Source organism: Winogradskyella vidalii (genome assembly GCF_013403955.1).
Taxonomy (GTDB): domain Bacteria; phylum Bacteroidota; class Bacteroidia; order Flavobacteriales; family Flavobacteriaceae; genus Winogradskyella; species Winogradskyella vidalii.
Window position 1 is genome coordinate 1,002,168 of record NZ_JABFDG010000001.1, and the last position, 25,381, is coordinate 1,027,548.

Consider the following 25,381-nt stretch of genomic DNA (forward strand, 5'->3'; position numbering starts at 1 on the left):
CCTTTTTTTCTATTTTTGCGGAAACCAACCGTGACTTTAAAATTTATTCATTGAAATTTACAGCAGAACAAATCGCAGGTATTTTGGAAGGAACAGTTGTTGGCGACCCTAACATTGAAGTTTCTAAACTTTCTAAAATAGAAGAAGGAACACTGGGTTCACTAACTTTTTTATCCAATTTAAAATATACACCTCATATATACACAACTGAAGCATCCATTACTATTGTGAATGCCGATTTTAAACCTGAAAAACCCATTTCAACAACACTAATAAAAGTTGATGATGCTTACGAAGGGTTTTCTAAATTGTTGGAGTATTACGATCGTATAAAATCAAATAAAACAGGCATTGAGCAACCGTGTTACATAGCAGAATCTGTTAAAGTGCCCGACGATATCTATATCGGAGCATTTGCCTATATAGGTAATAATGTTGAAATTGGAGATAATGTAAAGATTTACCCTAATGTATTTATTGGCGATAATGTAAAAATTGGAGACAACACAACAATTTATCCAGGTGGTAAGGTATATTCTGATTGTATAATCGGAAAAAGTTGTGTTATAAATTCAGGAGTAATTATTGGGGCAGATGGTTTTGGTTTTGCGCCAAATAAAATGGGTGGTTATTCTAAAATACCTCAAACAGGTAATGTTATTTTAGAAGACGAAGTAGATATCGGAGCCGGAACAACCATTGATCGCGCAACTATGGGATCTACAATTTTGAGATTTGGTGTAAAATTAGACAACCAAATACAAATAGCTCATAATGTAGAAATTGGTAGAAATACAGTTATTGCAGCACAAACAGGTGTTGCAGGTTCAACTAAAATAGGCGAACATTGCCAAGTAGGTGGTCAAGTAGGTATCGCTGGCCATTTAACTATAGGTGATAATGTTAAAGTACAGGCGCAATCTGGTATAGGTAGAAATGTAAAAGATAATGAGGTTTTACAAGGCTCACCTGCATTTGGTTATGGTGACTTTAATAAGTCTTATGTACATTTTAAAAATTTACCTAAAATTGTAAAAAATATAAACGAAATCGATAAAAAAGTAGATGGCACTAATTAGAACGGAAACGAAGCAAAAAACCATTGAAAAGGAAGTTACACTGACAGGTGTAGGACTTCATACTGGTGCAAATGTTACATTGGTTTTTAAACCCGGAGAAGCGAATTCAGGGTTTGTATTTCAACGTACAGATTTAGAAGGAACTCCAAAAATTGAGGCAGATGCTAACTACGTTACCAATACGCAACGTGGAACGAGTATGGAAAAAAATGGTGTTGCCATCCAAACTTGCGAACATGTTTTAGCAGCTTTAGTTGGTTTAGATATTGATAACGCACTTATAGAACTAGATGCATCAGAACCGCCAATTATGGACGGTTCTTCAAAGTTCTTTGTTGAAGCTATTGAAAAAGCAGGTATTGTAGAGCAAGAAGCATTTAGAGAAGTCTATGAAGTGACGCAAGTCGTTTCATATACTGATGAGGAATCAGGAAGTGAAATTATATTAATGCCTGCAAACTCATACCAAATTACAACGATGGTAGATTTTGGGACTAAAGTTTTAGGCACTCAAAACGCCACACTTAATACTATTTCAGATTTTAAAACTGAGATTGCAGATGCTAGAACTTTTAGTTTTTTACATGAAATTGAAATGCTTTTAGAGCATGGTTTAATTAAAGGTGGAGATTTAAATAATGCTATCGTGTATGTCGATAAAGAACTCTCTCCAGAAACCATGAAAAAACTGAGAGTCGCTTTTAATAAAGATAATATTGCAGTAAAACCAAATGGTATTTTAGACAACCTAACATTACACCATCCTAATGAAGCAGCACGTCATAAATTATTAGATGTTATTGGCGATTTGGCATTGATAGGTACGCGTATTAGAGGGAAAGTTATCGCTAATAAACCAGGACATTTTGTAAACACACAGTTTGCGAAAAAAATGTCTAAAATAATAAAAAACGAAAGACGAAATAATGTGCCTAGAGTCGATTTGAATTCAGAGCCTTTAATGGATGTGAATCAAATTATGGACATGCTGCCTCATAGACAACCGTTTTTATTAATCGATAAGGTTTATGAGTTGACCGATAACCACGTTATTGGTATGAAAAATGTAACCATGAACGAAGAGTTCTTTAAAGGACACTTCCCTGGTGCACCCGTTATGCCTGGAGTTTTAATTGTTGAAGCTATGGCGCAAACAGGAGGGATATTAGTATTGAGTACCGTACCAGATCCAGAAAATTACTTAACTTTCTTCATGAAAATGGATAAGGTGAAATTTAAACAAAAAGTGGTGCCTGGCGATACTTTAATATTTAAGTGTTCTTTAATTACACCAATAAGAAGAGGTATTTGTCACATGCAAGGTTATGCTTATACCAATGGTAAATTATGTGCTGAAGCCGAATTAATGGCACAAATTTCAAAAGTGAAATAAACCGAGTAGGCTTGTACATTAGTTTAAGTCAACAACGTTCAATAAGCGAACACATTTTTACCGCTTTATCAAAATAAAAATTAGAAAAATGAACCGAGCTGACCTCAAAAGTATTTTAAGTCAACAACGTTCAATAAGCGAACACATTTTTACCGCTTTATCAAAATAAAAATTAGAAAAATGAACCGAGCTGACCTCAAAAGTATTTTAAGTCAACAACGTTCAATAAGCGAACACATTTTTACCGCTTTATCAAAATAAAAATTAGAAAAATGAACCGAGCTGACCTCAAAAGTATTTTAAGTCAACAACGTTCAATAAGCGAACACATTTTTACCGCTTTATCAAAATAAAAATTAGAAAAATGAACCAACCGTTAGCATACGTACATCCTGGTGCAAAGATTGCAAAGAATGTGGTTATAGAGCCTTTTACAACCATACATAATAATGTAAAAATTGGTGAAGGGACTTGGATTGGAAGTAATGTAACGATTATGGAAGGTGCTCGTATAGGTAAAAACTGTAATATTTTTCCAGGAGCAGTGATATCAGCTGTACCTCAAGATTTAAAGTATAACGACGAAGATACCACTGTAGAAATTGGTGATAACGTTACCATTCGCGAGTGTGTTACGATTAACCGTGGTACCTCAGATAAAATGAAAACCGTTATCGGTGACAACTGTCTTATTATGGCGTATTGTCATATTGCGCACGATTGTATTGTGGGTAATAACTGTATTTTCTCTAACAATAGTACACTTGCAGGTCATATTTCTGTTGGTGATTTTGTGGTTTTAGCAGGTATGACAGCTGTACATCAGTTTTGTTCTATTGGAAATCACGCCTTTGTAACTGGTGGATCTTTAGTGCGTAAAGATGTGCCTCCATTTGTAAAAGCTGGTAGAGAACCTTTATCTTATGTTGGAATCAACTCTGTAGGCCTAAGACGAAGAGGTTATAGCACAGATAAAATTAGAGAGATTCAAAATATTTATAGAATTCTCTATCAAAAAAATTACAATAATACCCAAGCTTCAGATTTAATTGAAGCCGAAATGGAAGCCACTCCAGAGCGTGATGAGATTCTTCAATTTATTAAGAATTCACATCGTGGTATTATGAAAGGTTACTTCAAATCGAATTAAATTTTTCAAGAAAACTAATAATTAAACAAGTCAGAAAAATTAACCGCTTTTTGACTTGTAAACGAATAAAATAATAAGCAACATTATGGCAAGTACATCAGATATTAGAAACGGATTATGTATAAGGTACAACAACGATATTTATAAAATTATAGAATTTCTTCATGTAAAACCAGGTAAAGGACCTGCTTTTGTTAGAACTAAAATGAAAAGTGTAACTACAGGTAAAGTTTTAGATAACACCTTTTCTGCAGGCCATAAAATTGAAGATGTGCGTGTAGAAACTCATAAATTTCAATATTTATATAATGATGGTGAATTTTATCATTTTATGAATGAAGCCGATTATACACAAATACGATTATTAGAATCTGCCTTAGACAGACCCGATTTAATGAAAGAAGGCGAAGTGGTAACAATTCAAATCAATACTGAAGATAATATGCCACTTTCTGTAGATTTACCAGCTTCTGTTATATTAGAAGTGACCGCTACAGAGCCAGGTGTAAAAGGAAATACAGCAACTAATGCTACTAAACCAGCAACGGTTGAGTCTGGTGCAGAAGTTAATGTACCATTATTCATCAATGAAGGTGATAAAATTAAAGTTGAAACCGATAAAGGTACTTACAAAGAGCGTATTAAAGAATAAATTCAGTTGCAGTCGCAGTCTCAGTGAATAGGCTGAAAACTGCGACTGAAAACTTAAAACTGAGAAATGAAATTCCCCAAGCCACATACTTTAAAACAAATCGCAACACTAATTGATTGCGAATTTAAAGGCCCTGAAAATTTTGAAATTTTAGGCATTAATGAAATTCATGTGGTAGAACCAGGTGATATTGTTTTTGTAGATCATCCTAAATACTATGATAAAGCGTTAGAGTCTGCAGCCACTATTGTTTTGATTAATAAAGATGTGGACTGTCCTGAGGGGAAAGCCCTTTTGATTTCTGACGATCCTTTTAGGGATTTTAATAAAATTACAGAACATTTTAAGCCGTTTAAAGCTTCAAATAGTGCTATTGCAAAAGACGCTATCATTGGAGAAGGTACCGTGATTCAACCCAACTGTTTTATAGGTCACAATGTAACGATTGGTAAAAATTGTGTGATTCACTCTAATGTAAGTATTTATGATGATGCTGTAATTGGAGACCATGTAACGATTCATGCAGGGACTGTTCTAGGTGCTAGTGCATTCTATTATAAAAACAGACCAGAAGCTTATGATCAATTAAAATCTGGTGGTCGTGTGGTTATTAAAGATCATGTAGATATTGGTGCACTTTGCACAATAGATAAAGGTGTTACAGGAGATACGACCATTGGTGAAGGTTCAAAATTAGATAATCAGATTCAAATAGGTCACGATACCGTAATTGGTGAAAAATGTTTAATTGCATCACAAACAGGAATTGCAGGTTGTGTTGTGGTTGAAGATCAGGTGACTATTTGGGGTCAGGTTGGAATTAAAAGTGGAATAAAAATAGCTAAAGGTACAGTGATTTATGCACAAGCGGGCTTAAACAATCCAACTGAAGAAGGTAAAACTTATTTTGGTACGCCAGCGCAAGAAGCAAGGATTTCGTTTAAAGACCTAGCTTATGTGAAAAAAATCCCTGAGATTCTTCAAAAATTGAAAAATCTGTAATGTAATTAATAGTACGTGTTAATTTAATTATTAGACATCGTTTTAAGTTTTTCTACATTTAAAGTAAAATATATAAGCGAAAACAGCGTGGACAATATATGGTTAAGTGATTGCTGCAATTGTTAAAGAAATAACTTAAATGTTTTTATAGCACGAACTTGAACTAACGAAATAAAATTATAAAAGAGGTCGCTTTTGCGTATTAAATCTCTTATTTTTGCACAACAAATTATAAAACTTAAAATCAACAATATCAAATGAGCGTTTTAGTTAATAAGAATTCTAATATTATAGTTCAAGGTTTTACAGGTAGTGAAGGTACATTTCACGCAGAGCAAATGATTGCATATGGTACAAACGTTGTTGGAGGTGTTACTCCAGGAAAAGGCGGCCAAATACATTTAGACAAACCTGTTTTCAATACAGTTTCAGAAGCTGTTGAGAAAGTTGGTGCAGATACTACAATTATTTTTGTACCACCAGCTTTTGCTGCAGATGCTATTATGGAAGCTGCAGATGCAGGCATCAAAGTAATTATTACTATTACTGAAGGTATTCCTGTTGCAGATATGATTAAAGCGTCTAGTTATATAAAAAATAAAGACTGTCGTTTAGTTGGTCCTAACTGTCCTGGTGTTATTACTCCTGGAGAAGCTAAAGTTGGTATTATGCCAGGTTTTGTCTTTAAAAAAGGTAATGTTGGTATCGTTTCTAAATCAGGTACTTTAACATATGAAGCAGCTGACCAAGTTGTAAAACAAGGTTTAGGAATTACAACAGCAATTGGTATTGGTGGTGATCCAATTATCGGAACAACAACTAAAGAAGCGGTTGAATTATTAATTAATGACCCAGAAACAGAAGCAGTCGTTATGATTGGTGAAATAGGTGGTCAATTAGAAGCTGATGCTGCAAAATGGTACAAGGAAAGTGGAAGTAAAAAACCTGTGATTGGTTTTATTGCTGGAGAAACTGCACCTGCTGGTCGTACTATGGGACATGCTGGTGCTATTGTTGGTGGTAGTGATGATACTGCTCAAGCTAAAAAGAAAATTATGGCAGAATGTGGCATCCACGTTGTAGATTCTCCTGCTGAAATAGGAAAGAAAGTAGCTGAAGTTTTAGGCTAATCTATTTCCTAAATAAATACTGAAATTATTTCAGAAAAAACTGTTAAAAACCTTACAAATTCTTGTGAGGTTTTTTTATTTCTTGCAATTTGTAATTGTATCTTTGAGTTGATGTCTTACCCGATTCTTTCTGAATTAAAGACAGTCACTTTAAAAACATCAGATAAACAGACGAGAATAAAATTTTAAATCAAATAGAAATCAAAATTAACATCCAAAATCCTTTTCATTTGTTGCTTAGCGAAGCTGAAATGGGAAAGGTTGCGTTGGACTAATATTATAAATATGAAACTTTTAAAAGGAAAAACAGCTATTATAACAGGCGCTAGCCGTGGTATCGGAAAAGGTATTGCTGAAGTTTTTGCAGAACATGGTGCAAACGTGGCATTTACGTATAGTTCATCTGTAGAAGCCGCAAATGAATTAGAAAAAGAGTTAAATGCTAAAGGTATTAAAGCCAAAGGCTATCAAAGTAATGCGGCTGATTTTCTTGAATCTCAAAAGTTAGTAGAAGCTGTTTTAGCAGAATTTGGTGCTATTGATATTTTAGTGAATAATGCAGGAATCACAAAAGATAACCTCTTAATGCGAATGGGAGAAGAGGACTTTGATAAAGTTATTGAAGTCAACTTAAAATCGGTTTTTAATATGACAAAAGCCGTACAACGTACCATGCTGAAACAACGCAAAGGCTCTATAATAAATATGAGTTCTGTAGTCGGTGTAAAAGGTAATGCAGGACAAACCAATTATGCCGCTTCAAAAGCCGGAATCATAGGGTTCTCTAAATCAGTAGCATTAGAATTAGGGTCACGTAATATTAGAAGTAACGTTGTTGCTCCAGGTTTCATTGAAACCGAAATGACCGCAAAATTAGACGAAGAAACCGTAAAAGGTTGGCGAAATGCAATTCCATTAAAAAGAGGAGGAACTCCTGAAGATATCGCTAATACTTGTGTGTTTTTAGCCAGTGATTTAAGTGCTTATGTAACAGGGCAAACACTTAATGTAGATGGCGGAATGCTAACATAAAAAATCTTGATTAATCAGGAATTTTATGATATTACTAGAGATTTAATAAGTAAATCATAATTTGTACATCCTAAATTGTTTAATGCAAACAGACACAATTATATACATTACAATTGCTGCAATCACAGCGCTTTTATTAGCGCTGTTTCAGTATTTGTATAAATCGAAATTAAAGTCGAATCTTAAATATTTACTGACGGCATTAAGAACAATTTCAATCTTCTGTATCTTACTATTACTCATCAATCCAAAGTTTGAATCTTATACTTATTTTGATGAAAAGCCTACCCTTGTTATTGCTGTAGATGATTCAGAATCTATTTCATATTTAAAACAAGATCAAAAAGCCAATGATATCGTTACAGCTCTAAATACTAATGATGAATTAAATGAGCGTTTTAATATTAAAGCTTATCGTTTTGGGAAATCGGTGACTACATTAGATAGCTTAAACTTCAACGAACGCCAGTCTAACCTTTCGCAGGCTTTAAGTCAATTTGGTGAGGTTTATGCCAACCAAACTGCACCAATTGTAGTGCTGAGTGATGGAAATCAAACCTATGGCTCTGATTATAGTTATATAGCAAAAGGTATAAAACAACCCATTTATCCTGTGATTCTTGGTGATTCTACTGTACATTCAGATTTAAGTATTAAACAGCTGAATGTAAATCGCTACGTCTATTTAAAAAACAAGTTTCCTGTTGAGATTATAGCGAATTACAGTGGCAACGATGCAATACATACTGAATTAAAAATATGGTCAGGTAATTCTGTTGTATTCAGAAAGATGCTTCAGTTTGATGCCTCAAAAACTTCAGAAATTGTTTCTACTGCATTAATGGCAAATAGTGTTGGTGTTAAAACGTATCGTGCGGAATTAGTAGCTTTAGATAATGAAAAAAATACAGTAAATAACACTAAAAATTTTGGCGTTGAAGTAATCGATCAAAAAACAAACATAGCTTTAGTTTATGGCCGTCTACATCCAGACTTAGGCGCTTTAAAAAAGGCGATAGAAAGTAATGAGCAGCGTAGCGTTTCAATATTGAAACCTGATGCATACCTAAATAAAATTAGTGATTTTCAGTTGGTTATTTTATACCAGCCCAACACTAGTTTTAATTCAGTTTTAAAAGAAATTGAAAATCAAAAAATTAATTCTTTTGTTATTTCAGGTACTACTACCAATTGGAATCTCTTAAATGAAAGTCAATCGTATTTTAAACAAACGATAACCAATCAGACTGAAAATTACCAGCCAAGTTTAAATAGAAATCATGGAACTTTTATCGTAGAAAATTTAGATTTCAATAGTTTTCCGCCTTTAAAATCTGAATTTGGGCCACTAAAAATTTCAGTACCGCATGACGTGATGTTGTACAAAACTATAAATGGTATTACTACTGATGATATATTGCTAGCGACTTTTGAAGCTAATTCTACTAAACATGCGATTTTAATGGGTGAAGATATTTGGCGATGGCGCGCACAGTCATTTCTAAACACAAACCGTTTTAATGGCTTTGATGAATTTATTAATAAATTGGTGCAATACTTAAGTTCTAATAAGCAAAGACAGCGTATTAATATTGATTATAAGTCATTTTATAATGGTAATGATGATGTGCTTATTTCAGCACAATATTTTAATAAAAATTATGAGTTTGATGCTTCAGCATCATTGAGTATTGTATTAAAAAACACAGACAATAACACTACTAGGGAAATACCACTTTTGCTGAATAATGGTACTTATTCAGTTGATTTAAGTGGAATTGATGCTGGTCTATATGATTTTACTATAAAGCATAACTCAGAGGCGGTTACTGCTTCTGGAAGCTTTCAGGTTTTAGAATATAATGTAGAGCTGCAATTTTTAAATGCCGATATTACAAAACTTCAAGCCTTAGCAAATCTTAGTGAAGGACAGGCTTATTTTACATCAGAATATAAGACGTTAATTGGTGATTTACTTAGTGATAATCGTTATAAAACCATTCAAAAAAGCATTAAAAATATCGTACCTTTGATAGATTGGAAATATCTACTCGGTTTAATTGCTTTAAGCCTTTTTATGGAGTGGTTTATCAGAAAATATAACGGATTAATTTAAATAAATAAAGATGGAAAAATTACCAAAGATTGGATTACCGATTTTAATAGGTGTTGTACTTTTAATCATAGTTTTAGCAAAATCTGCTGTCACTTTAGATTCTGGTCATGCAGGTGTGTTGTACGAAACGCTTAATGGTGGTGTAGTTTCTGGTAAAACACCATTAGGACCAGGTTTTCATATTATTGCGCCATGGAATCGTGTAATTGATTATGAAACCCGTCAACAAGAAGTACCAGAAAAAATGTCTGTGCTATCTTCAAATGGATTGGATATTAAATTAGACGCCTCTGTTTTGTACCAACCAGATTTTAATAATCTTGGAAAATTACACAATGAAAAAGGAGAAGACTATTTAAGACGTGTGTTACAACCAGCTATTAGAAGTGCCGCAAGAAGTGTGGTTGGAAGATATACACCAGAGCAATTGTATTCTAGTAAGCGTGATGCGATACAAGAAGAGATTTATGAAGAGACTAAAAAATTGGTTGAGCCACAATATATTCAATTAAATGATATTTTAATTAGAGATGTAACGTTACCACCGACTATAAAAGAAGCTATTGAGCGTAAGTTAAAACAAGAGCAAGAATCTCTAGAGTATGAATTTAGATTGGTAACAGCTCAAAAAGAAGCTGAAAAAGTAATCATTGATGCACAAGGTAAGGCAGATGCTAACCGTATCTTGAGTGCATCTTTAACCGATAAAATCCTTCAGGATAAAGGTATCGAAGCGACAGTAAAATTATCTGAATCACCTAATAGTAAAACGATTATTATTGGTTCAGGAGAAAGTGGATTACCTATTATTTTAGGAAATCAATAAAAGAATTGCGATTTCAATAAAATTTATATTCAAAAGCCCTTTTGAGAAATCTTAAGGGTTTTTTATTTGTAAGATTTAAGAATACTGATTGTCAGGAATCAAATAGGTTGGAACCTTTGTATTTTTTGACTCTAATAATTTAGCACCATTATGTTTAATAAACGCTACTATTACCTCATTAAAATTCAATATTTAGGCTATCGTTTTCATGGTTGGCAAAAACAACCCGATGTTAAAACGGTACATTTAATGATTGACAGAACGCTAAAATTTATTCTCCAAGACACCAAATTTAAAACCTTAGGTGCCGGCAGAACTGACGCTATGGTTTCGGCTAACGAAGCTGCTTTAGAGCTGTTTATTTACAACGAACCTATCAATGATTTTGATGCGTTTTTAGAATTGTTTAATCATAATTTACCACAAGATATCAGGGCATTATCTATTAAGGAAGTAGATAAAACATTTAATATTATTCAAGATTCTAAAATAAAAGAATATCATTATGTGTTTTCTCAGGGGCAAAAAAATCATCCATTTTGTGCGCCAATTTTAACAACAATATTGGAGCCTCTCGATGTAGAATTAATGAAGCAAGGTGCTAAATTATTTGAAGGCACGCATAATTTTAAAACCTATTGTTATAGAGCTACTGATAAAGGCGAATATATTAGAACGATTGAAGTTTCAGAAATAGTAGATAACACAATTTATAAGGCTAATTTTTTTCCAGAGAAATCTTATGTGCTAAAAGTGGTTGGAAAAGGATTTATGAGAAATCAGATTCGGTTAATGTTTGGCTGTTTAATAAAATTAGGTCGTGGTGATGTAAGTTTAGAATATATAGAAGCGACTTTAAAAATGGAAAGTACAGAGGTGATGGATTATATTGCTCCAGCATCTGGCTTAATTCTTCATAGGGTAGATTTTGAATAAAAAAAAAGCATCAAATCTAAATTTAATGCTTTCGGTTGAATTGGTTAGTTATGTAACTTTCTGATTATTCTATTTTAATCTAAAATGTTATAAAAAGTAAATTATTTAATTGTAAGAGTTGTTCCAAATTAATTTTTAAAATCAGTCAATAAGAATGAATCTTATATCGTTTAAAGAAAACAATCACAATACCTTAGTTTAAATAAGAATTTAGATTAAAAGTAGAATTCAAGTTTATTCAGCTACATGTAATTTTGGCTCTTTATCTACAAATTTACCATTTACAGATTCGCCTAAAATGATAACTTCTTTAGAACGTTCATACATTTTAATTGCGCGATGCATCTGTAATTTGGTGCCACTGTATAGTTTTACACCTGATCTTGAGCCTTTATTTCTAATCTCAATATAGAAACCGTCTTTTAGTGCTGTTGGTCTTGTTGCTGGTCTACCCATAAATATTTAAATAAATTGTGTGTTTTTAAAAGTAGTGCATGATAGTAAAAAATCTTACAACTCACAAATTTATTTGATAATAATTAACAATAGTGTAAAACTTATGCTTGAATTCCCTTAAAATTCAACATTTTACTTAAATTTATGTTAATGAATTGCATATTTATCAAAATTAATCTGTTCAATTTCTTTTCACAACTCAACTTTAATAATTAGCATTTCGTTACGCTAAACAATAATTAAGACGCGTCTAAAGTGATGATTACTAAATATAAATGCCTTTATACCGCATTATAAAAGTGCTGTTTTTTTGTGAAACTTTTAGATTTAGTTATTCGTATTATAAATTATATTTTGCATAAAAATTTCTAAAGTGAACTTTGGTTTGGGTTAAAACTCATGAGGTATGAGCAAACATTGACATAAATTCATAGCGATATTTGGAGAAAAAATGTTTTAGAGATGATTTTAAAACATACTCAGAGACCTTAGTTAAACCAAATAATAGTTATGAAAGAACAATTTAATACAGCTTTAGGAAACCTCGTCGACAAATTAATTAATTGGTTTAATGCTGTTATAGAGAATATACCGAATCTAATTTTAGCCATATTAGTAATGATTTTGGCCTATTTTATGGCTAAATATGTAAGTAGATTAGTTGGTAAATTAGCCGATAAACGTATAGAGCAAGATTCTATTAAAGGAGCAATTGCTAGGGTCAGTGCAGTAATTATTGTTGCTTTAGGATTTTTTATAGCATTAGGTGTTTTAAATTTAGGTAAAGCCTTAACATCTTTATTAGCTGGTGCAGGTGTTGTTGGTTTAGCTATCGGTTTAGCATTGCAAGGAACGTTAGCCAATACATTTGCAGGACTTATACTATCTTTTAGGAAGAAAATTAAAATTGGAGATTGGGTAGAAACAACGGGTTTTTCAGGTAAGGTTATGGATATTAACCTTAAAGACTTTACTTTAAAAGAAGCGGATAACAATATTGTTATTATTCCTAACAAAACCATTTTAGACAATCCTTTAAAAAACTATTCCTTAACAACAAAAATGCGGATATTTTTAGAGTGTGGTGTTGCTTATGATTCAGATTTAGAAAAAGTAGAACAATTAACAAAGGACGTAATAGCTAACACTTTTAACCAAGTGGACTCTGCTGATGACGTTGAATTTTATTATACCGAATTTGGAGGAAGTTCTATTAATTATTTATGCCGTTTCTGGATTGATGCGGAAAGCCTGCTAGAAAAATTAAGAGCAAAAACACAAGCTATAATAGAAATTAAAAAAGCTTATGATAAAGCAGGAATCAATATTCCATTCCCAATTAGAACGATTCAATTTGATAATAAACTTGAAATGAATACGCCTAATTTTAATAATTCATCTAAAAATAGTTAACGGTTATAAAATAAATTGCACTTTTCTTAATGAGTCAAAACTACTAGGGAAAGAGCAAATTACTTAGGCAAATGTTAGTGATATTTGCTTAAGTCACCACAACAAAAGTGGCACATATTATTAACCATAAAACCACAAGCAATGAAAAAATTTAGTTATTTATTTATAGCCTTATTTAGTTTAAGTCTAATGACAACGAGCTGTAGAGAACAAAAAGATACAGGAGACAAAATTGAAGATGCTGTTGACGATACAGGAGACGCGATTGAAGATGCTGCTGACGACGTAGAAGATGCAGTTGACTAAAAGTATCTTAAATATTATAATATTAAAGCCATCCTTCGATGGCTTTTTTTATTTTTATACAAATATTCTAATTTTTCTATTTTCAAAAAGTTTTATTTAAATAATAAGCAAATCAAATGAACCATTTCATCCCAAAAGACCTATTAACTTTTTTTACAAAACTTGAAAAAAATAATAATCGCGATTGGTTTAATGAACATAAACCAGAATTTAAAGCTATTGAAACAAAGGCAAAGTCAGCTTATAACTATTTGGGTGAATTAATGAGTGCTCACGATCAAATTGAAAAAATTAAGATATTCAGGGTTTACAGAGATGTAAGGTTTTCTAAAAATAAACGCCCTTATAAAACGCATTTTGCGGGTTCTTTTGCGAGAAAAAAACCAGAACTTAGAGGCGGTTATTATCTACATATTCAACCAAATAATGAATCCTTTATTGCTGTAGGATTTTGGGATCCTAACAAGGAAGATTTACTACGAATACGTAAAGAGTTTGAAATGGACGATAGTGAAATACGTGCTATTTTAAATGAGAAAACCTTTAAGGCGACTTGGGGGAATTTTACAGGAAACGAATTAAAAACGGCACCAAAAGGCTTTGATAAATCACATCCTGCAATTGATTTAATTAGAAAAAAACAATTCATTTTTGTTAAAAAATACACGGATAAAGCGGTACTTTCAGAGAGTTTTCTTCAGGAAGTTAACCAGTCTTTTAAAGACGTTAGACCTTTTTTAGATTATATGACTGATGTATTAACCACAAATCTCAATGGAGAATCTATGCTGTAGGGGAGAAAAAAGCTCCAATAGCAATTATTAATTAACCCAATAAACTAAATATTCTGTAAATATTCGGGCGATGAAAAAAGTTGAACACTTTGAATTAAGCGTTCCTTAACAATAGCCATCATACGTTTATTTAATGCTGATGAATTCTTAATATAAAGTTCGTATTCATCAACCGTAAATTGGCCGATAATCATTCCTTTTAAAGAATTTCGAAATTTAATATCTTTCTGAATGGCATTAGAGATATAGTCGAGTTTGGCCTCTAAAGTCAAATCATAGAACACACCTTTGTGTTTCACAACATAATTTTTAAAAACAGCAACAAACAAATCGTGTTGTAGTTTTATAATTGGTCGTAAAGTTTTATTCTGAAATGATTCGTCTGCACTTATACCATCATACACTTTAGCAGATAAAATTTGAGGTCTAATGGAGAGTAGGTTATTAAATCTTGTAGCCATGATTACATGATTAAGGATTAATTCGGAATTAAAATTAAGGAATAAGCCAACACTTCAGTAAAGCGTGCAAACTTCTTGTTAACCCTTTTATTAACATTATAGATTTTAACATTCAAAAAACGAATACAATTCTATATCTCGTGTAGGAAGTTAGTATTATCTTTAGCATCTCTTATTACTTAAACAAAAAATAAAAAAAAGACGCATGAGATTTCACACAAGAAAATGGGTTAAACCCGAAGATTTAAATCCTAATGGCACATTATTTGGAGGTCAGCTTTTGGCTTGGATAGATGAAGAAGTAGCGCTTTATACGGTTATTCAACTCGAAAACTCAAGGGTTGTTACTAAATACATGTCTGAAATTAACTTTATGGCATCGGCAAAGCAAGGCGATATTATAGAGATTGGTATTTTAGTGAAAAAATTTGGAAAATCGTCTATAGCTTTAAAATGCGAGGTTAGAAATAAAATGACTAGAGAAACCATAATCAGTATCGATAATATTGTTATGGTAAATTTAGGTCCTGACGGAAAACCTAAACCTCATGGTAAAATAGAAGTAGAGTTTGTGAAAAACAGATTAAAAGATTAATCTTTATTGCTCAAGGCTAATTCATAGATTTCTAAATCAAAATACGTTACCGAAGCGAGTACATGATCGAATATATCACCTAAAATATATTCGTAATTTACCCAACGCTGATCTTTACAAAACGCATAGATTTCCATAGGAATTCCTTGAGGTGTTGGTTCTAATTGACGAACCATTAAAGTCATCTCTTTATTAATGGCAGAGTGATTGTCTATATAAGTTTGAAGGTATTTTCTAAATATCCCAAAATTAGTCAGATTTCTGCCATTAATTAAAACAGTTTTGTCAATATTGTTATTCGAGTTATAGTCTGTAATTTCTTTAGAACGGCCTTCTAAATAGTCTGAAACCAATTGAATTTTTTTAAAGCGTTCAATATCTTCGTCATTAAGGAATTTTATAGTAGATGTTTTTATAATCACTGAACGTTTTATACGTCGTCCGCCTGAAGACAGCATACCTCTCCAGTTTTTAAATGAATCTGAAATTAAGGCGTAAGTCGGAATTGTAGTAATCGTTTTATCCCAGTTCTGCACTTTAACAGTGGCTAAATTAATTTCTGTAACTGTTCCGTCTGCACCATATTTCTGAAACGTAATCCAATCACCAATACGAACCATATCGTTTATAGAGACTTGAATACTGGCAACGAACCCTAAAATAGTATCCTTAAAAATCAAAATGATTACGGCAGAAGCGGCACCCAAAGTGGTAGCAAATTTTATAAACGAAACCCCTGTAATAATCGCTAAAATTGAAAAAGCACCTAGCATCCATGCAAAAATCATAAAGACCTGTACGTAACTATCAATAGGCTTGTCTTTATAGCGCACTAAGGTTTTAAGGTAGTCTTTTATTGAACTTAAAAAACTTCTAATTATTTGAAGTGTCAGTACTATCGCAATGACCTTTAAGGTTTTTTCGATAATGTTCTGAATAAATTCAAAATCAGTAAAGACTTGAGGTATAAATTCGATTAGAATTAATAGCGGAATAATATGCGCAATATTTTTAGGTAATTTATTGGTGATGAGAATATCATCAAAATTTGTTTTGGTACGTTTAGCAAGACCAGTAGAAAACCTTCTAAGGAAGCGTTTCGTTAAATAATCAACAATGAGTGAAATGGCAATTAAGGCGATAAGAAGCCCAAGCATGTTAAGATACTTAGCTGTAGTTTCTGAAAAGCCTTCTTCAATAAGGAAATTGTATAAAATATGTCTAATATTAAGCACGACGCGACTTGATTAAGTATTTTTTATCAATGTAAAACGTGCCAAAAGGAATGATGGAAGCAAATAAAACAATCCAAAGCGTTCGGCTTGGCCATTTCATGTCAGAACTAATTAAAACAGCAATAACCACATAAGCCATAAATAAAATACCGTGTGGCATGCCTAGCATTTTAACGTATTGATCGTCTTCGTAAAAGTACTTAATAGGAGTGGCAATAAATAGTAATAAAATATACGAAACACCTTCTAATAAAGCTACAATTCTAAAAACAGGCAATAATTTTGACATGATTATACGTTTTGTGCAAAAATACTGTAGAATTAAGGAATACGAGAACAATTTAACAGGTTTTAAGAAATTATTAGAAAGCTCGATTCTATTAATTATATTTAGCAGAATTATTTAACCACCAGCCATTAATTTATGAGAAATATTCTATGCTTAGTATTGTATTCATCCCTTTTATTATCTTGTGCAACCACGCAATCTGCAAGTCAAAAAAAAGACAATTCTAAAACAGCACAATCAGCAACGTTTAAAAAAAGTAATGGTACTATTAAGCCTTATGATAAAGTGATTACTTCAGAGGCGGTAACTGATACAGGATTATTTGATGTGCATGCTGTTGGCGAAAAATATTATTTTGAAATTCCGATGACATATCTAAATTCCGATATGCTATTGGTAAGTCGCTTTTCAAAATTACCGTCAAACCTTGGTGGTGGTTATGTTAATGCAGGTACCAAAACCAATACCAGAATGATTAATTGGGAACGCTTCAAAAACAAAATTCTTATTAAAGAAAAATCCTCAAGCGCTGTGGCAGCAGATAGTTTGCCAATTCATGTGTCGGTAAAATCTAATAATTATGAACCGACTTTGTATGCTTTTGATATTGCTGCATTTTCAAAAGATTCGTCTTCTGTAGTTATAGATGTGACTAAATTTTACAGTTCAGATGTCAAAGCGATTAGTGGCTTATCATCACGATTACGTTCGGCTTACAAAGTAAAGAATTTAGATAAATCTAGAAGTTTTATTAATTCTGTAAAAAGTTTTCCTGAGAATATTGAGGTGATTCAAGATTTTACCTATAATGCTTCAAATCCACCTACAAATACAGGTGATGAAACGATAAGTGTACAAATGAATCAGTCCATGATTTTATTACCAGAAACGCCTATGCAACCCCGTTTTGCTGATCAACGTGTCGGCTGGTTTACGCTAAGTCAATATGATTATAGTAGTAACGAATTAAAATCAGATGAAAAGAACTATTTAAGACGTTGGAAATTAATTCCAAAAGATATTGAGGCCTACAAAAGAGGGGAGTTGGTAGAACCTGTAGAACCTATCGTCTATTATTTAGACCCTGCTACACCAATGAAATTCCGATTATATATGAAAGAAGGTATTGAGCTGTGGCAAAAAGCTTTTGAAACTGCCGGATTTAAAAATGCGATTATAGCTAAAGATCCACCATCTAAAGATGAAGATCCAGAGTTTAGCCCTGAAGATATAAGATATTCTGTAGTGAGATACGTGGCAAGTACTACAAGAAATGCTACAGGGCCAAGTGTGTCAGACCCTAGAAGTGGCGAAATTATTGAAAGTGATATTATTTGGTATCACAATCATTTGCGATCTTATAGAAATCGTTATTTGTTAGAAACCGGTGCTGCAAATCCTTCTGCAAGAACGTTAAATACACCAGATGCTGATATTGGTGAAATGATGAAAATGGTTATTGCGCACGAAGTTGGCCATACCTTAGGTTTGCCACATAATATGAGTGCAAGTTATGCCTACGATGTAGAAAGTTATAGAGACGGCGCGTTTACTCAAAAAAATGGCATAGCTGCTACCATAATGGATTATGCACGCTATAATTATATTGCTCAACCTGGTGATGAAAACATCAGGTTTATTAGACAATTAGGGCCTTATGACAACTATGCGATTAACTATGGTTACCGTTATATTGATGACGCTAAATCGGCTGAAGATGAAAAGGAAACTTTAAAGTCTTGGGTTAATGAAAAATCAGGTAATCCTATTTATAAATTTGGAGGGCGTGGTAGTTACGATCCAACTGCTCAAACCGAAGATATTGGTAACAATAGTATTAAAGCGAGTACTTATGGACTAAAAAACTTAAAAATTGTAGCACAAAACCTTCCTAGCTGGACAAGCGATAAAACCGATAACTATGATGATTTAGAAGAACTTTATGGCGAATTATTAAGCGTTTGGAGTCGTTATGTTGGTCATGTCGTTACACATGTTGGTGGTGTTATAGAAGAAACTAAAAACCCTTCTCAAGAAGGTGCTGTTTTCAATGCGGTTCCTAAATCAGAGCAGCAATCTGCTTTAAATTGGTTACAGAAAAATGCTTTTGAAACACCAAATTGGCTTATAGATAAATCGATTCTGCAAAATATAAATTATGCAGGTTATACGGACCGTATCAGAAGTTTACAATCCAGACATTTAAATAACTTGTTAAATTTTGAACGTTTAGGACGTTTGATAGATCATAGTGCTTTAGACTCGAAAAATTACACTGCTTTAGAATTTTTAAGTGATTTACGTACAGGAATTTGGTCTGAAGCAAAATCCGGTACAAATGTTTCAATTTTTAGACGTAATTTGCAACGTGTCTATTTGGAGGCAATGTTTAGCTTAATGACTGAAGATTTAGATCCAAGACGTAGCCGACAATATTATAATGTAAACCAATCTGATGTAAGAGCTTTGGTACGAGGCGAATTAAATGTCGTAAAACGTATACTAACTTCAGCATTAAGAGGGAATCTAGACACGGAAACCCAATATCATTATCAAGATGGTATTGAGCGAATTAATACGATTCTAGATCCTAAATAACACCAAATATCTAGGCTTTAAATTGAATTTCACCAATGAAGATGAGACAATTTAAGATTTTAGTAATACTCAGGATAAATTAATAAATATAAAACATGAAAAAAATAATTTTAATAGCCTTACTTTTTAGTCTTTCGTCAACAGTATATGTAAGTGCTCAAGAAAAACAATCTCAAAAGGCGGTTTTTGAAACAGCATATCAGAATTTAAAAACAACTTTAAAATCACAGCAATATACCTATGTTGGGCATGTGGTTTATAATTCAGAAGCAAGACAAACTATAGATAAAGCTAAAAATCGTCTAGCAATAATTAAAGATAATGTAAGCGGAACATTGCATTCAATGGACGATTATACATTCACTGTTAATCGGTCTAATTCTAAAGTAAGTAATTATAATGTAGTCTTTAATGACGATAAGCAAACAGTAACAATTAGTTTTAATTTAGGTAAAGATGAGTTTCATATAGAGGTGAAACCAAACGGCAATGCATTCCTTAGTTTAAAGTCTGGGATTAATAATATTAGCCAAACAGGTATGATTGAAAGGATTTAAGTTGTATATTTGTGTCCGGTTTATTGAAGATATACTACACAAATAGCTTTATTCTGAGTTATTTTTCTAGATTTTAATACGATTCATTGTTAAGTTAATTAACTTGTCTGCATTATACATATTTTCAAAAGCACACACACATATTAATTTTTAAAACTACGAATGGCTAAATCACAACAGACTTTTAGTAAAAGTGAAAAAGAAAAAAAACGATTAAAGAAGCGAGAAGATAAGCGTAAGAAAATGGAAGCGCGTAAACTCGAAAAAGAAGAGAATGGATCAGATGGTATTCCAATTGCTTATGTAGATCATAATGGAAACCTAACAGATACACCACCAGATCCAAATATGAAGGTGAAGGTAAAAGCTGAGAATATTGTTCTTGGTGTACCTACAAAAGAAGAATCAGACGAAGAAGAGTTTGATCCAATTAGAAAAGGTAAAGTATCTTTTTATGATAATTCTAAAGGTTTTGGTTTTATTATAGATACTGAAACTAATGAAAAGCATTTTACACACGTTAGTGGTATTATTGATGATATTGCTGAAAACGACAAAGTAACGTTTGAACTTGAAAAAGGGCAACGTGGTATGAATGCCGTTAGAGTTAAACAAGCATAAATAGAAATTAAATTTTAATAATTGAAGCCATTATAGTTTTTACTATAGTGGCTTTTTTTATGCGTTGTAGTTAAGGTTTTCTATTAAGAAATACCGTTGCAAATAATTTTTTTTAAGTTTTTTAAAACCGACCTACTCAAAACTTCGTAAGTAGAGCAACAAACAAAATAAAACTTAAATTATGAAAACGAAATCAATTATTTCAACATTAGCATTAGCAGTAACTTTAATTTTTGGGTCAACAGTGATGGCACAATCAAAAATGGAAAAAGGCACCAAAATGGTTGGTGGAGCCGAAATGTATCCTTCTAAAGATATTGTGTCTAATGCGGTAAACTCAAAAGACCACACAACTTTAGTCGCTGCTGTAAAAGCTGCAGAATTGGTAGAAACATTACAGAGTGATGGTCCGTTTACCGTTTTTGCTCCAACCAATGCTGCTTTTAATAAATTACCAAAAGGCACCGTAGAAACCTTATTAAAGCCAGAAAATAAAGAAAAGCTTCAAGCAGTATTAACGTACCATGTTATTGCAGGGAAGTATAGTGGAAAAGCAATTATGAAAGCGATTAAAAAAGGCGATGGTAAAGCGACTTTTAAAACCGTAAATGGCGCAAGCTTAACAGCTATGATGGATGGAAAAATGTTAGTGCTCATGGATGGCTCAGGGAATAAATCTATGGTAACTATTGCAGATGTTAATCAATCCAATGGAGTAATACATGTTGTTGATACAGTAGTGTTACCAGGAATGTAAATGATTAAATTGTGTTGTGGTAAGAATTAGTATATTATGATTGGTTGGTATGACTACTAATTCTTAAAGGTACAAGTTTTTAACTTGTGCCTTTTTTTTATACCTTTAATTTAAATCGCACTAAAGGTTTGAAAAAAGAACATATAATGTCTCCGAAAATTATAAATTTTACAACACGAAATGTTGTTGGGATTTCAACAAAAATGAAACCGGATGAGTACTTTAAGATTCCACAATTATGGCAAGAATTTATGCCTAGAAAAAAAGAAATTGAGAATATAAATTCAGAGGAATTCATTGCGATTCAACAGTTTTCAGAGGGAACAACTATTAATAATATAGAAGCCTATACAATTTGGGCTAGTGTAGAGGTTTCAAATTTTAAAGAAATTCCTAAAGGCATGGCGTCTTTTGAGATTCCAGCTGGCAAATATGCCGTATTTCTTCAAAAAGGAATGGAAGCTTCTAAAACTTACCAAAGTATTATGAATGATTGGTTGCCAACATCGGGGTATGCAATTGATGATAGACCGCATTTTCAAATCATGGGGAAAACGTATAACAACGGAAGTCTAGATTCTGAAGAAGATTTCTATATCCCAATAAAATCTATAACTTAAACTTTGGTATGTTTTATTTTAGAACTAAAAGTTCACTCTAAAATCACAACCTGTTTTATAATTGCTACAGCCAAAGGCCGTTTTTCCTTTTAGTATTTTTCCAGTTTTGCATTTAGGACAGATATCACCAGCTTTAAGAGTTTCCTTTTTAGCGGTTTTTTTAGGTTCTAATTTTAATTTAAAAGCATCATCAAATCGCAATAAACCTTCCTGAGTTTCACCTTCTAATTTAAAGCCTTTTAAATTTACAGTAGATCCTTTACTTAATAACCGTAAATATTGATTTTCAGAAATTTTCTTATCACCAAAGCTAAAAGGTAAGGTGAAGTCGCAAGACTTACCATAAAGATTACAACCGTAAGCCGACTTTCCTTTTAAAAGTGAACCCGCTTTACATTTAGGACAAGAACTTCCGACTAAAGCTGTCTTTTTTGTTTTTGCTTTCGATTTTGTTTTGGCTTTAGAATTACTGGTGGTTTTGTTATTTACTGCAGAAATTCGCGTCTGTACTTTTTCGCTTCGTACCTCGTAAACTAAAGCATCAACCATACGTTTCATGCCTTTAATAAAAGCACTCGCGCTAAATTCACCTTTTTCAATGTCTTTTAATTGTTTTTCCCAAGAACCAGTTAGTTCGGCAGATTTTAAAAGTTCATTTTGAATGGTATCGATGAGTTGAATTCCGGTTACTGTTGGTAAAATCTGTTTTTTATTACGCTTAATATATTTACGCCTAAACAAAGTTTCAATGATATTGGCACGTGTTGATGGACGACCAATACCATTCTCTTTCATTAAATCTCTTAGCTCATCGTCTTCAACTTGCTTACCTGCTGTTTCCATGGCACGTAGGAGAGAAGCTTCTGTATATTGTTTTGGTGGTTTGGTTTGTTTTTCTAAAAAAGATGGCTCGTGTGGTCCTTTTTCACCTTTAACAAATGTTGGTAATAAAGCGTCTTCTTTTTTATTTGATTTTTCAGATTCAAACACAACACGCCAACCTTTTGATAAAATCTCTTTTCCTGTGGTTTTAAAATTGACATCAGCCGCTTTTCCTATTACTGTGGTATTCGATACTTTACAATCGTCATAAAAAACAGCAATAAAACGTTTTACTATTATATCATAAACTTGCTGTTCATTATATTGTAAGTGCGTTTGCATTCCGGTTGGAATAATGGCATGGTGGTCGGTTACCTTTTTGTCATTAAAAACACGTGACGATTTTTTGATTTTTTCACCTAAAATAGGTGCGGTTAGACTTGTATAGTCGGTTAACTTAGATAAAATACCTTTTACTTTAGGATAGACGTCATTGGGTAAAAACGTCGTATCTACTCTTGGATAAGTAACGGCTTTTTTCTCATATAATTTTTGAGCTATCTTAAGCGTGTCATCTGCCGAAAAGCCAAACTTTGTATTACAATAAACTTGTAAGCCTGTTAAATCGAATAATTTTGGAGCGTATTCTGTACCTTTCTTTTTGGTGATGGATACAATTTCAAACACGTGTTCTTTAACTTTATTAGCTAAAACTTCACCATCTTCCATTTTTAAAAAACGTCCTTCTTCATAACTAAAAAGGGTGTCTCTATAAAGAGTTTGTAATTCCCAATAGGGCTGAGGAACAAAATTTTCAATCTCTTTAAAGCGGTTCACAAGCATGGCTAGGGTCGGGGTTTGTACACGTCCTACAGAAAGTACTTGTTTATAGCCACCATGTTTTACAGTATAAAGTCTTGTGGCATTAATACCTAAAAGCCAATCGCCTATAGAACGCGAAAAGCCGGCATAATATAAATTGTCATAATTCTCAGCAGGCTTTAAATTTTTAAACCCTTCTTTAATGGCCTCTGTGGTTAAAGATGAAATCCATAAACGTTGCACCTTACCTTTATAGTTCGCCTTATTAATAACCCAACGCTGAATGAGTTCTCCTTCTTGGCCGGCATCACCACAATTAATGATAACTTCTGCTTTATCAAATAAACGTTTTACAATATTAAATTGTTTTTTTATGCCGTCATTGTTAGCGACCTTAACTTCAAATTTTTCTGGTAGCATGGGTAAGTTGTTGAGGTCCCAACTTTTCCAATAAGGCTTATAGTCTGCCGGTTCGTATAAGGTGCAAAGATGACCAAAGGTATAAGTAACTGCATAGCCATTACCTTCAAAGTAGCCATCACGCTTGGTGGTAGCTCCTAATACGGCAGCAATTTCTCTAGCAACACTTGGTTTTTCGGCTATACAGACTTTCAAATTCGCTTGATTTTTTTAGAGGGTGCAAAGTACTGAAATTTATAAATTCTAACTTCGTTTTAATGTTCTAAAACTAATTTTTGACCAATTTTTAACGGAGAGTTTTGTTTAATGGCATTAGTGTTACAAAGTCTAGCAATGGACATATTATTTCGTCTCGAAATATCGTACAATGTATCGCCTTTTTTTACGACATAAAATCTTGGCTGTTTAACTATACTTGCTAGAGCAGCTTCATCGGCAGATTTTATAATATTGACTTTACTAGGTCGTCTAGAATTATGAAATCTGGCATGTGTCCATTTTTGAGTTACCCAGACTTGTGGTGATCTTATGGCGTTTTTAGATGAAAAATCAAATAAATATTCAGGGTGAATGGATTCACCTTTATAACTTAATTCTAAATGTAAATGACTTCCCCTAGAATTACCTGTATTACCACCTTTTCCAATATACTGCGCTTTGGCTATGGTGTCATTTGCTTTTACATCGATTTTTGATAAATGGGCATATGTAGATTCTAAGCCGTTGTAATGGCGAATAACAATGGTGTTTCCAAATCCATTGACATATTTAGCTAAGCGCACAATACCATCGAGTATAGCAACAACACTATCTCCAGTGACTAAATCGATATCAATGCCATTGTGTGGGCGTCCTCTGCGCCAGCCATAATGAGAAGTTATAACTTTAGTGTGAGATACAGGTGAGGCAAAAGTACTATCTGTGAAATTTAATGCTATTGGAAATTTCTGCGTTGTATTTAGGTAAGGATTATAAGTTGTATTGTCCCAATTTTCGGCTTTAATATCAATTTTTTGACTGACTTTAACTAATGGGATTTCAATAGTTTTATTTGCTAGTCCTCTTTGGTATTTAATGTTTGGTAACTCTATTAAAATAGAATTTGCGAGCGTGTCTTTTTGAGAAAATAATAATAAGGTATTGCAAACGAAAGCGATACATAAAAAAATGTATTTCATGTGTTAATGTCTGTTGTTTCTAGGGGTTACACAGTGTTTGTAATTAAATGCTTTTTTTCCTGATGGAATTTAAACTACTTAATTCTATGCAAAGAAAAAGATTCTAATCCATGTTTGAAAC

25 protein-coding genes are annotated in these 25,381 nt (G+C 32.7%); 19 read left to right on the forward strand and 6 right to left on the reverse strand.

What is annotated here, in order from left to right; translation table 11 throughout:
* The first annotated feature begins 50 nt into the window (after positions 1–50).
* The 10 genes from lpxD (at position 51) to truA (ending at position 11,316) form a co-directional block, all read left to right on the forward strand.
* Positions 51–1,079, forward strand: a complete 1,029-nt coding sequence (gene lpxD / locus HM982_RS04140) for a UDP-3-O-(3-hydroxymyristoyl)glucosamine N-acyltransferase (RefSeq protein WP_179351845.1) — start codon at positions 51–53, stop codon at positions 1,077–1,079.
* Positions 1,066–2,472, forward strand: coding sequence for a bifunctional UDP-3-O-[3-hydroxymyristoyl] N-acetylglucosamine deacetylase/3-hydroxyacyl-ACP dehydratase (locus HM982_RS04145; protein WP_179351846.1), 1,407 nt, complete (start codon positions 1,066–1,068; stop codon positions 2,470–2,472). The genes lpxD and HM982_RS04145 overlap by 14 nt, the downstream gene beginning before the upstream one ends.
* Positions 2,473–2,836: 364 nt before the next feature.
* Positions 2,837–3,622 (forward strand): acyl-ACP--UDP-N-acetylglucosamine O-acyltransferase, encoded by a 786-nt coding sequence (lpxA, locus tag HM982_RS04150; protein ID WP_179351847.1) that lies wholly within the window; start codon positions 2,837–2,839, stop codon positions 3,620–3,622.
* 85 nt (positions 3,623–3,707) lie between these two features.
* Positions 3,708–4,274: an elongation factor P gene (gene efp / locus HM982_RS04155; protein WP_179351848.1), complete on the forward strand. Its 567-nt coding sequence runs from the start codon at positions 3,708–3,710 to the stop codon at positions 4,272–4,274.
* Positions 4,275–4,340: 66 nt separating this feature from the next.
* Complete coding sequence (locus tag HM982_RS04160) at positions 4,341–5,276, forward strand: UDP-3-O-(3-hydroxymyristoyl)glucosamine N-acyltransferase (RefSeq protein WP_179351849.1); 936 nt, start codon at positions 4,341–4,343, stop codon at positions 5,274–5,276.
* A 257-nt stretch (positions 5,277–5,533) separates the two neighbouring features.
* Positions 5,534–6,406, forward strand: a complete 873-nt coding sequence (sucD, locus tag HM982_RS04165) for a succinate--CoA ligase subunit alpha (protein ID WP_179351850.1) — start codon at positions 5,534–5,536, stop codon at positions 6,404–6,406.
* 285 nt (positions 6,407–6,691) lie between these two features.
* Entirely contained in the window at positions 6,692–7,438 is a 747-nt protein-coding gene (fabG, locus tag HM982_RS04170) for a 3-oxoacyl-[acyl-carrier-protein] reductase (RefSeq protein WP_179351851.1), read from the forward strand.
* An 82-nt stretch (positions 7,439–7,520) separates the two neighbouring features.
* Positions 7,521–9,554: a VWA domain-containing protein gene (locus HM982_RS04175; RefSeq protein WP_179351852.1), complete on the forward strand. Its 2,034-nt coding sequence runs from the start codon at positions 7,521–7,523 to the stop codon at positions 9,552–9,554.
* A 10-nt stretch (positions 9,555–9,564) separates the two neighbouring features.
* Positions 9,565–10,380 carry a prohibitin family protein gene (locus tag HM982_RS04180; RefSeq protein ID WP_179351853.1) on the forward strand — a complete coding sequence of 272 codons (816 nt, stop codon included), beginning with the start codon at positions 9,565–9,567 and terminating at the stop codon, positions 10,378–10,380.
* Positions 10,381–10,530: 150 nt separating this feature from the next.
* Entirely contained in the window at positions 10,531–11,316 is a 786-nt protein-coding gene (gene truA / locus HM982_RS04185) for a tRNA pseudouridine(38-40) synthase TruA (RefSeq protein ID WP_179351854.1), read from the forward strand.
* A 234-nt stretch (positions 11,317–11,550) separates the two neighbouring features.
* Here truA and HM982_RS04190 read toward each other — a convergent pair whose 3' ends face one another.
* Positions 11,551–11,772 (reverse strand): hypothetical protein, encoded by a 222-nt coding sequence (locus tag HM982_RS04190; protein WP_179351855.1) that lies wholly within the window; start codon positions 11,770–11,772, stop codon positions 11,551–11,553.
* Between the two features lie 510 nt (positions 11,773–12,282).
* Here HM982_RS04190 and HM982_RS04195 point away from each other — a divergent pair.
* The 3 genes from HM982_RS04195 to HM982_RS04205 all read left to right on the forward strand — a co-directional run bounded on the left by HM982_RS04195 (position 12,283) and on the right by HM982_RS04205 (position 14,285).
* A complete protein-coding gene (locus HM982_RS04195) occupies positions 12,283–13,185 on the forward strand; it encodes a mechanosensitive ion channel family protein (RefSeq protein ID WP_179351856.1) in 903 nt (300 codons plus the stop codon).
* Between the two features lie 141 nt (positions 13,186–13,326).
* Complete coding sequence (locus HM982_RS04200; protein ID WP_179351857.1) at positions 13,327–13,491, forward strand: hypothetical protein; 165 nt, start codon at positions 13,327–13,329, stop codon at positions 13,489–13,491.
* A gap of 116 nt (positions 13,492–13,607) precedes the next feature.
* Positions 13,608–14,285, forward strand: coding sequence for a DUF2461 domain-containing protein (locus HM982_RS04205; protein ID WP_179351858.1), 678 nt, complete (start codon positions 13,608–13,610; stop codon positions 14,283–14,285).
* Positions 14,286–14,329: 44 nt separating this feature from the next.
* On the opposite strand, the gene HM982_RS04210 is transcribed toward HM982_RS04205, so the two are convergent.
* On the reverse strand, positions 14,330–14,746 hold the full coding sequence (locus tag HM982_RS04210) for a glyoxalase (RefSeq protein ID WP_179351859.1): 417 nt from the start codon (positions 14,744–14,746) through the stop codon (positions 14,330–14,332).
* A gap of 205 nt (positions 14,747–14,951) precedes the next feature.
* Between HM982_RS04210 and HM982_RS04215 the strand changes: the two genes are divergently transcribed.
* Positions 14,952–15,341, forward strand: coding sequence for an acyl-CoA thioesterase (locus HM982_RS04215; protein WP_179351860.1), 390 nt, complete (start codon positions 14,952–14,954; stop codon positions 15,339–15,341).
* Here HM982_RS04215 and HM982_RS04220 read toward each other — a convergent pair.
* Together HM982_RS04220 and HM982_RS04225 are read right to left on the reverse strand one after the other, a co-directional pair.
* On the reverse strand, positions 15,338–16,576 hold the full coding sequence (locus HM982_RS04220; RefSeq protein ID WP_317167417.1) for a mechanosensitive ion channel family protein: 1,239 nt from the start codon (positions 16,574–16,576) through the stop codon (positions 15,338–15,340). The two genes, HM982_RS04215 and HM982_RS04220, sit on opposite strands and share 4 nt — an antisense overlap.
* Positions 16,569–16,865: a DUF3817 domain-containing protein gene (locus HM982_RS04225; protein WP_179351861.1), complete on the reverse strand. Its 297-nt coding sequence runs from the start codon at positions 16,863–16,865 to the stop codon at positions 16,569–16,571. Before HM982_RS04225 ends, HM982_RS04220 begins: the two co-directional genes overlap by 8 nt.
* 135 nt (positions 16,866–17,000) lie before the next feature.
* On the opposite strand from HM982_RS04225, the gene HM982_RS04230 reads away from it, so the two are divergent.
* The 5 genes from HM982_RS04230 to HM982_RS04250 all read left to right on the forward strand — a co-directional run bounded on the left by HM982_RS04230 (position 17,001) and on the right by HM982_RS04250 (position 22,018).
* Positions 17,001–19,463, forward strand: a complete 2,463-nt coding sequence (locus HM982_RS04230; protein ID WP_179351862.1) for a zinc-dependent metalloprotease — start codon at positions 17,001–17,003, stop codon at positions 19,461–19,463.
* 95 nt (positions 19,464–19,558) lie between these two features.
* On the forward strand, positions 19,559–20,020 hold the full coding sequence (locus tag HM982_RS04235; protein ID WP_179351863.1) for a hypothetical protein: 462 nt from the start codon (positions 19,559–19,561) through the stop codon (positions 20,018–20,020).
* A gap of 162 nt (positions 20,021–20,182) precedes the next feature.
* Entirely contained in the window at positions 20,183–20,641 is a 459-nt protein-coding gene (locus HM982_RS04240) for a cold-shock protein (protein WP_179351864.1), read from the forward strand.
* A gap of 181 nt (positions 20,642–20,822) precedes the next feature.
* Positions 20,823–21,398 (forward strand): fasciclin domain-containing protein, encoded by a 576-nt coding sequence (locus HM982_RS04245; RefSeq protein WP_179351865.1) that lies wholly within the window; start codon positions 20,823–20,825, stop codon positions 21,396–21,398.
* Positions 21,399–21,544: 146 nt separating this feature from the next.
* Positions 21,545–22,018 carry a GyrI-like domain-containing protein gene (locus HM982_RS04250; protein WP_179351866.1) on the forward strand — a complete coding sequence of 158 codons (474 nt, stop codon included), beginning with the start codon at positions 21,545–21,547 and terminating at the stop codon, positions 22,016–22,018.
* 24 nt (positions 22,019–22,042) lie between these two features.
* Here HM982_RS04250 and HM982_RS04255 read toward each other — a convergent pair whose 3' ends face one another.
* A complete protein-coding gene (locus tag HM982_RS04255) occupies positions 22,043–24,277 on the reverse strand; it encodes a DNA topoisomerase 3 (RefSeq protein ID WP_179351867.1) in 2,235 nt (744 codons plus the stop codon).
* Positions 24,278–24,336: 59 nt separating this feature from the next.
* Positions 24,337–25,260 carry a peptidoglycan DD-metalloendopeptidase family protein gene (locus HM982_RS04260; protein ID WP_179351868.1) on the reverse strand — a complete coding sequence of 308 codons (924 nt, stop codon included), beginning with the start codon at positions 25,258–25,260 and terminating at the stop codon, positions 24,337–24,339.
* Between the last annotated feature and the right edge of the window lie 121 nt (positions 25,261–25,381).

Excerpts from the sequence above, each read along its gene's own strand:
- HM982_RS04160 (WP_179351849.1), top strand. The coding sequence starts at position 4,341 with ATGAAATTCCCCAAGCCACATACTTTAAAACAAATCGCAACACTAATT.
- truA (WP_179351854.1), top strand. The coding sequence starts at position 10,531 with ATGTTTAATAAACGCTACTATTACCTCATTAAAATTCAATATTTAGGC.
- HM982_RS04260 (WP_179351868.1), bottom strand. The coding sequence starts at position 25,260 with ATGAAATACATTTTTTTATGTATCGCTTTCGTTTGCAATACCTTATTA.
- HM982_RS04240 (WP_179351864.1), top strand. The coding sequence starts at position 20,183 with ATGGCTAAATCACAACAGACTTTTAGTAAAAGTGAAAAAGAAAAAAAA.
- HM982_RS04145 (WP_179351846.1), top strand. The coding sequence starts at position 1,066 with ATGGCACTAATTAGAACGGAAACGAAGCAAAAAACCATTGAAAAGGAA.
- HM982_RS04210 (WP_179351859.1), bottom strand. The coding sequence starts at position 14,746 with ATGGCTACAAGATTTAATAACCTACTCTCCATTAGACCTCAAATTTTA.
- HM982_RS04245 (WP_179351865.1), top strand. The coding sequence starts at position 20,823 with ATGAAAACGAAATCAATTATTTCAACATTAGCATTAGCAGTAACTTTA.
- HM982_RS04205 (WP_179351858.1), top strand. The coding sequence starts at position 13,608 with ATGAACCATTTCATCCCAAAAGACCTATTAACTTTTTTTACAAAACTT.
- efp (WP_179351848.1), top strand. The coding sequence starts at position 3,708 with ATGGCAAGTACATCAGATATTAGAAACGGATTATGTATAAGGTACAAC.
- HM982_RS04230 (WP_179351862.1), top strand. The coding sequence starts at position 17,001 with ATGAGAAATATTCTATGCTTAGTATTGTATTCATCCCTTTTATTATCT.
- HM982_RS04195 (WP_179351856.1), top strand. The coding sequence starts at position 12,283 with ATGAAAGAACAATTTAATACAGCTTTAGGAAACCTCGTCGACAAATTA.
- lpxA (WP_179351847.1), top strand. The coding sequence starts at position 2,837 with ATGAACCAACCGTTAGCATACGTACATCCTGGTGCAAAGATTGCAAAG.
- HM982_RS04200 (WP_179351857.1), top strand. The coding sequence starts at position 13,327 with ATGAAAAAATTTAGTTATTTATTTATAGCCTTATTTAGTTTAAGTCTA.
- HM982_RS04215 (WP_179351860.1), top strand. The coding sequence starts at position 14,952 with ATGAGATTTCACACAAGAAAATGGGTTAAACCCGAAGATTTAAATCCT.
- HM982_RS04235 (WP_179351863.1), top strand. The coding sequence starts at position 19,559 with ATGAAAAAAATAATTTTAATAGCCTTACTTTTTAGTCTTTCGTCAACA.
- HM982_RS04175 (WP_179351852.1), top strand. The coding sequence starts at position 7,521 with ATGCAAACAGACACAATTATATACATTACAATTGCTGCAATCACAGCG.
- HM982_RS04250 (WP_179351866.1), top strand. The coding sequence starts at position 21,545 with ATGTCTCCGAAAATTATAAATTTTACAACACGAAATGTTGTTGGGATT.
- HM982_RS04180 (WP_179351853.1), top strand. The coding sequence starts at position 9,565 with ATGGAAAAATTACCAAAGATTGGATTACCGATTTTAATAGGTGTTGTA.
- HM982_RS04225 (WP_179351861.1), bottom strand. The coding sequence starts at position 16,865 with ATGTCAAAATTATTGCCTGTTTTTAGAATTGTAGCTTTATTAGAAGGT.
- fabG (WP_179351851.1), top strand. The coding sequence starts at position 6,692 with ATGAAACTTTTAAAAGGAAAAACAGCTATTATAACAGGCGCTAGCCGT.
- sucD (WP_179351850.1), top strand. The coding sequence starts at position 5,534 with ATGAGCGTTTTAGTTAATAAGAATTCTAATATTATAGTTCAAGGTTTT.
- HM982_RS04190 (WP_179351855.1), bottom strand. The coding sequence starts at position 11,772 with ATGGGTAGACCAGCAACAAGACCAACAGCACTAAAAGACGGTTTCTAT.